The organism is Microbacterium xerophyticum (assembly GCF_053543555.1).
In genome coordinates, this window is the sequence record NZ_JBLVOB010000009.1 from 221,313 (window position 1) to 227,318 (window position 6,006).

Sequence of the window (6,006 nt, forward strand, 5' to 3'; positions counted from 1 at the left end):
ACCTCCTCCTGCGCCGTCCGGGCTCAGCGCACCGTGCCGGCGCGACGCTTGTTGTAGATGTCGAACGCGACAGCCAGCAGCAGCACGAGACCCTTCACGATCTGCTGACTGGACTGCGGCACCCCCATCAGCTGCATCCCGTTCGTCATGACGGCCATGACGAGGCCGCCGACCAGCGCGCCTCCGACACGACCGACTCCGCCCATCGTCGAAGCGCCGCCGATGAAGCAGGCCGCGATCACATCGAGCTCGAACATGTTGCCCATGCCGGGCTGCGCGCCGTTCGAGCGCGAGGAGAACACCGCAGCGGCGACACCGGTCAGGAAGCCCATGTTCACGAAGATCCAGAAGTTGACGCTGCGCACGTTGACTCCCGAGAGGCGGGCGGCCGACAGATTGCCGCCCACCGCGTAGACATGACGACCGAAGACCGTGCGGTTCGCGATCACCTGATAGATCAGGATCAGCACGGCGACGGTGATCAGGACGATCGGGAAGCCGCGGTTGTAGGCCAGGGCCCAGGCGAAGGCCAGCAGCACGGCTGAGACCACCACGAGCTTCAGCACGAACAACGGCATCGACTCGACGGTCTGGTTGTAGCCCTGGCGCGTACGCCGACTGCGCAAGGACGAGACGACGACGCCGATCACGGCGAGCACGCCGATCACGAGAGTGAAGATGTCGACGGTCTGCGGTACCGCCATCAGACCCTCGCCCTGACCCACGGTGATCGATCCGAACGTGCCGTCCAGGAACCCGCTCGCGACCTCGCGGTAGGCGGTCGGGAAAGGTGACAGCGACACGTTGTCCAGCACCAGCCAGGTGAGGCCGCGGAAGAGCAGCATGCCGGCCAGGGTGACGATGAACGCCGGGATGCCGACGTACGCGACCCAATACCCCTGCCATACACCGACCACGATGCCCGTGATGATGGCGGCGATCACGCCGACCCACCACGGCATGCCCATGCGGATGACGAGCACGGCCGACACCGCTGATGCGAACGCGAGGACCGAGCCGACCGACAGGTCGATGTGTCCGCCGACGATCACCAGGATCATCCCCAGCGCCATGATCAGGATGTGCGCGTTCTGCAGCACGATGTTCGTGACGTTCTCCGGGCTGAGCAGCGTTCCTCCGGTGAGGATCGTGAACAGCAGGATGATCGCGATGAACGCGATGTAGATGCCGGATGTGCGCAGGTTGTGGGTCAGCAGGTCTTTGACCTCGGTGAACACGTTGTTCATGCCGCGGCCTCCTTCGGGGAAGAGTTTTCGATCGTCATGAGGGACATGAGCGCCTCCTGCGTCGCATCCGCGACGGGGAGCTGCCCGGTGATTCGCCCGTAGGCGAGGGTGTAGATGCGATCGGAGAGGCCGATCAGCTCCGGAAGTTCGCTGGAGACCAGGATGACGGCTTTGCCCGCCGCGGCGAGCGCACCGATGATCTCGTAGATCTCGTACTTGGCGCCCACGTCGATGCCGCGCGTCGGCTCATCGAGGATGAGGACCTCCGGATCCGTGTACAGCCATTTCGCCAGCACGACCTTCTGCTGATTGCCGCCGGACAGGTTCCCGACGAGCTGGGCGACCGTTCTCGATTTGATGTTGAGGTCTTTGCGGTACTTCTCCGCGACCTCCACCTCTCGGTTGCCGTCGATGAACGGTCCGGTGGAGGTCAGGTTCCCCAGAGCGGCGGCCGAGATGTTGGTCTTGATGTCGGTGATCAGATTGAGGCCGTACTCCTTCCGGTCCTCCGAGACGTACGCGATCCGATTGCCGATCGCGTCCTTCACCGTGCGAGTGGATATCTCCTCGCCCCGCAGGAACACTCTGCCGGAGGCATCCCGTCCGTAGCTGCGCCCGAAGACGCTCATCATGAACTCGGTGCGACCGGCGCCCATGAGCCCGGCTATGCCGACGATCTCGCCCGCGCGCACCGACAACGAGGCGTCGTCGACGACGACGCGGTCCTGCTGCGTGGGGTGGAGGACGCGCCAGTTCTCGATGCGGAAGATCTCTTCGCCGATGCTCGGCGTGCGTTCGGGGAAACGGCGGTCCAGCGATCTGCCGACCATGCCGCGGATGATGCGGTCCTGGGTGGCATCGGCACCGTGCATGTCGATCGTCTCGATCGTCTTGCCGTCGCGGATGATCGTGGTCGAATCGGCGATGTCGATGATCTCGCCGAGCTTGTGACTGATGATGATGCAGGTGATGCCATGCTCGCGGAGACCGCGGAGCAGACCGAGCAGGTGCTCGGAGTCGGAGTCGTTGAGTGCGGCGGTGGGCTCATCGAGGATGAGCAGACGGACGTCCTTCGTCAGCGCCTTGGCGATCTCGACGAGCTGCTGCTTGCCGACGCCGAGCTGTCCCACCGGCGTCGTCGGATTCTCGTGGAGGCCGACGCGCTCCATGAGAACCGCCGCTCGGGCGTTGGCCTCGTGCCAGTCGATCAATCCGCGGTGGATGACCTCGTTGCCGAGGAAGATGTTCTCGGCGATCGAGAGGTGAGGCACCAGCGCCAGCTCCTGGTGGATGATGACGATACCGGCGTGCTCGGAATCCTTGATCGCGTTGAACCGCCGCGGCTCGGAATCGAAGACGATCGAACCGTCGAACGAGCTGTGCGGGTACACGCCCGACAGCACCTTCATCAGGGTGGATTTGCCGGCGCCGTTCTCGCCGCAGATCGCGTGGATCTCGCCGCGGGCGACGGTCAGGGTGACATCGTCGAGCACCGTGACGCCGGGGAAGTTCTTGGTGATGTTGCGCATCTCGAGGATAGCGTCGGACATCGCAGCTCCTGTCTGTGAGTGGGGGACAGCAGCCGTGGCGCCCGTCCGCCGCGCCAGGCACGGCGGACGGGCATCACAGCCGGAGGATCAGTCCGCGACGCCTGCCGCGACCTCTTCCTCGGTCCAGTAGCCGGAGTCGACCAGCAGCGAGGTGATGTTGGCGGCCACGACGATGTCGGACTCGAGCAGGAAGGACGGGACGACCTTCACGCCGTTGTCGTACGTCTCGGTGTCGTTGGCCTCGGGCTCCTCACCCTTCGCGAACGAATCGGCGGCGGCGACCGCCTGCGTGGCGAGCTTGCGGGTGTCCTTGAAGATGGTCGCGTACTGCACGCCGTCGGCGATCATCTTCACCGACGCGATCTCGGCATCCTGGCCGGAGACGATCGGCAGTCCGCCTTCGATGCTCGAGCCGTAGCCCGCGTTCTCGAGTGCCGTGATGATGCCGCGCGAGATGCCGTCGTACGGCGCCAGCACACCGTCCAGTGGCTTGGAGCCGCCGGCGTACGTGCTGGTGAGCAGGTCTTCCATGCGCTTCTGCGCCGTCGCCTGATCCCAGCGCAGCGTCGAGACGGTGTCCATGTCGATCTGCCCCGACGGGACGGTGATGCGGCCGTCGTCGAGGTACGGCTGCAGGGTGTCGATCGCGCCGTCGTAGAAGAACTTCGTGTTGTTGTCGTCTGGTGAGCCGGCGAACACCTCGATCGCCTTGGGATCGGTCTCGCCGGTGTCCTCGTTGTTCTCGTCGAGGAAGCCGAGCCCGCGCAGCAGCGACTGCGCCTGCTGCACGCCGACGGTGTAGTTGTCGAACGTGACGTAGAAGTCGACGTCCTCGGTGCCGTTGATGAGACGGTCGTAGGCGATGACCGGGATGCCCTTGCTCGCGGCGTTCTCGAGCTGGGTCGCCAGAGCGGTGCCGTCGATGGAGGCGACGATGAGGATGTCGGCACCGTTGGTGATCATCTGGTCGAGCTGCTGCTGCTGGCGCGGGATGTCGTCGTTCGCGAACTGCAGGTCGACCTCGTAGCCGGCTTCCTCGAGCTGCGACTTGACGGCGTCGCCGTCGGCGATCCAGCGCTCGCTGGTCTCGGTCGGCATCGCGACGCCGACGGTGATGTCGCTCGCCTCGGGGTTGCCCTCCGACTCGGGAGCAGGGCTGCCGGAGCAGGCTGCGAGTCCGAAGGCGAGGGCGAAGGCGCCCGTCGTCGCCACTGCACGCAGGAGTTTTCTACGCATTGCGTTCTCTCTTCCTTGAAAGGTCAGCAGCCCGTGCTGTCGGACCACTCTGTCTTCTGCGGGTCGGCTCTCGTCGTCCGCCCCCGAAGCATTGCATATTGACGTACCTGCGGACAAATTATTTTTTTCGGTAGCATGGCTGGATCCGATCGACGCTCGAAGAGGTGGTGCGATGCCCGACACGGTGCTGCGCATGTCGGGCGTCACCAAGCGCTTCCGGGGCGTCACGGCGTTGAATGACGTGTCTCTCGAGGTGCGCCGCGGCGAGGTCCACGCCATCTGCGGCGAGAACGGCGCGGGCAAATCGACGCTCATGGAGATCCTCAGCGGGGTGCATCCGCATGGCAGCTTCGAGGGGACGATCACGTTCGACGGGCGAGACATGCAGTTCCGCTCCCTCGCCGACAGCGAGGCCGAGGGCATCGTCATCGTGCACCAGGAACTGGCCGTCGTGCCGCAGCTCTCGATCGCTGAGAACCTCTTCCTCGGGCACGAGATGACCAGGTTCGGCCTCGTCGACGAAGACCGCACCCATGCGCGTGCGGCCGAGCTCATGGCCAGGGTGGGACTGCACGAGAGCCCGGCGACGCGGATGTCCGAACTGGGGATCGGCAAGCAGCAACTGGTCGAGATCGCGAAGGCGCTGGCCAAGGACGTCCGGCTGCTGATCCTCGACGAGCCGACCGCCGCGCTGGGCGGCGAGGATTCGGATCGTCTGATGGCACTGGTCGATCGGTTCCGTTCCCAGGGGATCACCTGCGTGCTGATCTCGCACAAGCTGCAGGAGGTCCTGGACATCGCCGACCGGATCACCGTGCTGCGCGACGGCTCGTCGATCGAGACGATGCGCCGCGACGATCCGGAGACGGATGAGAGCCGGATCATCAGGGCGATGGTGGGGCGGCCTCTCGATGATCTCTTCCCTCCGCGTGAGCCCGACATCGGCGATGAGCTGTTCCGCGTCGAGCACTGGAGCGTGCATCACCCGAGCGATCCCCAGCGGCTCGTGATCGACGATGTGAGCTTCCATGTCAACTCTGGGGAGATCGTGGGGCTCGCAGGGCTCATGGGAGCGGGGCGCACCGAGCTCGCGATGAGCATCTTCGGCCGCTCGTACGGCTCGACGATCACCGGATCGGCGTTCAAACGCGGCGAGGAGATCGAGCTCCGCACGATCCGCGAGACCATCGCTCACGGCATCGCGTACGCACCGGAGGATCGCAGGCAGGACGGGCTCAACCTGCTCGCCTCGGTGCAGACGAGCATCTCCTCGGTGGCGCTCGGACGGCTCGCCCATCGCGGACTGGTCGACGGCGTCCGCGAGCGCAAGGTGGCAGAGGCGTATCGCTACAAGATGAACATCAAGACCCCGACCGTGAGTGCGGCCACCGCGACCCTCTCCGGCGGCAATCAGCAGAAGGTCGTGCTGTCGAAGTGGATCTTCAGCAATCCGGATGTGCTCATCCTCGATGAACCCACCAGGGGCATCGACGTGGGCGCCAAGTACGAGATCTACGGCTTGATCAACGAACTCGCCGCCCAGGGCAAGGCGATCATCGTCATCTCCTCCGAACTGCCGGAGGTGATCGGGCTCTCCGACCGCGTCTACACGCTCGCGGCAGGGCGTATCACCGCCGAAGTGACCAGGGCGGATGCGACCCAGGAGCTGCTCATGCGACACATGATGGTCACCCACTGATGGCTGCGCGCCAGCACGTGGCGGACCGTGATCTCGTGGGGCCGTCGCCGACGACGGCCCGGCCGGCGGCGCGCACCACGAACGAGGATGTGCGCCAGCAGAACCTGTCGACCGTGCTGCAGCTGGTGCACGGATACGGCGCCCTGTCGCGATCGGAGATCGGTGCGCGGACGGGGCTGACCCGCTCGACGGTCACGGCGCTGGTGCAGGAGCTCCTCGATCTGAAGGTCGTCTGCGAGACATCGGTGAAGCCGCCCGGCCGGGCCGGTCGGCC

General features: G+C 65.4%; 4 protein-coding genes and 1 pseudogene. 2 read left to right on the plus strand and 3 right to left on the minus strand.

Going from position 1 to position 6,006, the window contains the following annotated elements; translation table 11 throughout:
- Window positions 1-23 precede the first annotated feature (23 nt).
- The 3 genes from mmsB to chvE form a co-directional block, all read right to left on the minus strand.
- Window positions 24-1,247: a multiple monosaccharide ABC transporter permease gene (gene mmsB, locus ACNPNP_RS18985; RefSeq protein WP_448967595.1), complete on the minus strand. Its 1,224-nt coding sequence runs from the start codon at window positions 1,245-1,247 to the stop codon at window positions 24-26.
- Window positions 1,244-2,797, minus strand: a complete 1,554-nt coding sequence (gene mmsA, locus ACNPNP_RS18990) for a multiple monosaccharide ABC transporter ATP-binding protein (protein WP_448967596.1) — start codon at window positions 2,795-2,797, stop codon at window positions 1,244-1,246. The genes mmsB and mmsA overlap by 4 nt, the downstream gene beginning before the upstream one ends.
- Window positions 2,798-2,884: 87 nt before the next feature.
- Complete coding sequence (gene chvE, locus ACNPNP_RS18995; RefSeq protein ID WP_448967597.1) at window positions 2,885-4,033, minus strand: multiple monosaccharide ABC transporter substrate-binding protein; 1,149 nt, start codon at window positions 4,031-4,033, stop codon at window positions 2,885-2,887.
- 172 nt (window positions 4,034-4,205) lie between these two features.
- On the opposite strand from chvE, the gene ACNPNP_RS19000 reads away from it, so the two are divergent.
- Together ACNPNP_RS19000 and ACNPNP_RS19005 are read left to right on the plus strand one after the other, a co-directional pair.
- Complete coding sequence (locus tag ACNPNP_RS19000; protein WP_448967598.1) at window positions 4,206-5,732, plus strand: ATP-binding cassette domain-containing protein; 1,527 nt, start codon at window positions 4,206-4,208, stop codon at window positions 5,730-5,732.
- Window positions 5,732-6,006, plus strand: a pseudogene (locus ACNPNP_RS19005) (MarR family transcriptional regulator); the annotation flags it as partial. The gene ACNPNP_RS19000 and the pseudogene ACNPNP_RS19005, both read left to right, overlap by 1 nt.